2 protein-coding genes are annotated in these 2,683 nt (G+C 39.6%); both read left to right on the top strand.

What is annotated here, in order from left to right:
* Positions 1–536: 536 nt before the first annotated feature.
* A complete protein-coding gene (locus IQ247_RS31935; protein ID WP_193926206.1) occupies positions 537–782 on the top strand; it encodes a hypothetical protein in 246 nt (81 codons plus the stop codon).
* Between the two features lie 148 nt (positions 783–930).
* Positions 931–2,667: a GAF domain-containing hybrid sensor histidine kinase/response regulator gene (locus IQ247_RS31930; RefSeq protein ID WP_193926205.1), complete on the top strand. Its 1,737-nt coding sequence runs from the start codon at positions 931–933 to the stop codon at positions 2,665–2,667.
* Positions 2,668–2,683: the final 16 nt, after the last annotated feature.

Below are 2,683 nucleotides of genomic sequence, written 5' to 3'. Positions count from 1 at the left end.
ATAAATAACCTTTGACCTTTGACCTTTGACCTTAAGCCTTTAAACTTTAACTTTATTTATAGAAAAGATCAAAGACTATTTATTTAGTACTGGTATTGTTATTGTGAAAGCGTAAAATAAACGTCAGGGACTCCCAGTTAAAAACAAATCTCACAATTGACAACTAAAATTCGGAGCTTGTAATTAGTGCAGCCCGATTGGTCTAAATTCTGAACTGAACCACGTTAAAACAGTGAACAGTGAACAGTGAACAGTAAACAGTAAACACGGGTGTATGGTGTTCTATTTAAACCAATACTCCAACGCCTACCACCTTAATAAGGCTCCCAACTTAAACTTTCCCAAATATAAACGTGACTGATAACTGATAACTGATAACTGATAACTGTTAAAAGGAATTACTTTCCCATGTTTTAAGACAGAGAAAGGGGTATCCGTTACGAGGTTTTTTGATGACTTGATGCAGTAAGCACTAACAGTTAGGTAAAGCTGTTCTCCACAGCCTTGGAACAAATAACGCGCAGAGAAGATTAGCTATGAATATGGAAGAAAGACCAGATTTCGCGGAAAATATATTATCAGAATTATCTGAAAAGGTCGAAGTTGCTATCCGCTTGGATTCGGAGTTATTAGAAAAAATTAGTCACTTGAGTAATGATCCCTCTAAAGTCATTGAAGTGGCGCTGCGTCAATGGCTGCGCGGTGATATTCCCAGAGATGATGAACTAACCCGCACTCCTCACCGGATTAAAGTACCACCTCGTGGTGAGTGGAACGATTGAGAGATATCATGAATTTTTGGCGACTGATTCGGGGAAATACCATAAAAATCCCCAAAAAGTCTGCTAAAGCTGTAAAATTTTATGCCAAACTTTAAGCAGTTATTAGCACAACTTCTTTGGGTCATACTGTTTCTATTCCACTCCAGTCATGAGTATTGCTGCAAATTCTCAATCACCGCTATTGTCCGAAAATTTGGAATCTGTTACCGAGCGCACCAACCCATTAGCTTGTCTGGGGGCTGAATTGGTGTACGTTCAAGATGCAACTGGGCGTTACCTCTCGTTCTTTTTGCAGCAGAGTGAACGTTTAGGATTAACCCCAGAATGTATTGTTCATGATGGCGATCGCCATCATTTCGCTCCAATTGATAAAGCCGCTTATCTATCACACCTGGAGCGAGTATTAACAACTTTGACTCCCCAAAAGTACCAGTGTTGGTTTAACTACTCACAAGGAAGCGTAGAATTGGAGTTGCTAATAACTCCGATTATGCCAGTTTTAGGCAACGCTGCAACATCAGTATTGGTAATGGGGAGGTTGTTGCAGGTTGCAGCCAGTAAAAGTAATATCGAACTGGCACCCAAATCTAGCCATCCACAAGAAAATATACGCTCCCAACAATACCAGAAACTGATTAATAATATTACTAGAAATATCCGAAGAACTCTGGATTTAAATATTATTTGGCAGCAAACTGTTGATAGTTTAGGTACTACATTAAAACCGAAGCGTTGTATTATATTTCCTTATTATGGTAAGTCAAAAATACGTGTAATTGCTGAATCGTGCCAGCCTTCGACTAACTCAATGTTGGGATGCGAAATAGATGTACTTACTGAAGTTGGATTTACTCAAGCTTTAAATACTCTCAAGCCAGTTATAGTAGAGCAAACAAAAGATTCATTATTTCAAGCAGAGAAACTTCTAATAGTTGCAACTTCCCATCAAGAGCAACCTAATAGCTTAATCGTTTTGAGTTTAGATGCTGGGTGTTCATATTTGTCAGCAAAAGAACTTGAATTAACCAAAGAAGCAGCAGATCAAATTGGTACCGCGATCGCCCATGCGACTTTGTACAAAGAATTAGAATTAGCACGCCAGCAAGCAGAAGAAGCATCGCGACTCAAAAGTGAGTTTCTTGCCAACGTTTCTCACGAAATCCGTACACCATTAAATGGCATGATTGGCTTTTTAAAGCTGGTTTTGGACGGAATGGCGGATGATGAAGAAGAACAATCCCTTTTTCTCGGAGAAGCTCATAAATCATCCTTGCATCTACTGAATGTAATCAACGACATTCTCGATTTCGCCAAAATAGAAGCAGGTAAAATGGAGTTAGAACTTACTCCAGTCAAACTGGATGAGTTATTCAGCGATGTAGAAAACTTCATGCGTATACAAGCGGAGCAAAAAAATCTCAGCTTCGGGATGCAGTTACCCGATACCAATGATGAAATTATCGTTTACAGCGATTATCTTCGTCTCAAACAAGTAATGATAAATCTAGTGGGTAATGCGATAAAATTTACCCATGAAGGACATATAACCGTTACCGCCGATGTAGTCCGTAAAAAAGTCATATTTAAAGACCAAGAATTTCCTGGCATGGTAAAAGTACGGGTAGTAGATACAGGAATCGGTGTTTCTTTAGACCAGCAAGACAAACTATTTCAATTATTTTCCCAAGTCGATGGTTCTCGCACCCGTCAATATGGAGGTACCGGCTTAGGATTAACCATATCTCAAAAGTTAGTAGAAGCAATGGGTGGTGAAGTGCATTTTTACAGCTTAGGTGAAGGACTCGGTTCCACAGTTACCTTTACATTACCTCTTTACCAGCAACCCGTTATGGTTTCAAGCCCAGACAGCGAGTCGCAAGGTTGAGGGGATGGGGAGATGG

Source organism: Plectonema cf. radiosum LEGE 06105, assembly GCF_015207665.1.
GTDB classification, from domain to species: domain Bacteria; phylum Cyanobacteriota; class Cyanobacteriia; order Cyanobacteriales; family Nostocaceae; genus Rivularia; species Rivularia radiosa_A.
This window is presented reverse-complemented; position numbering and strand designations above follow the sequence as displayed.

Excerpts from the sequence above, each read along its gene's own strand:
- IQ247_RS31935 (WP_193926206.1), top strand. The coding sequence starts at position 537 with ATGAATATGGAAGAAAGACCAGATTTCGCGGAAAATATATTATCAGAA.
- IQ247_RS31930 (WP_193926205.1), top strand. The coding sequence starts at position 931 with ATGAGTATTGCTGCAAATTCTCAATCACCGCTATTGTCCGAAAATTTG.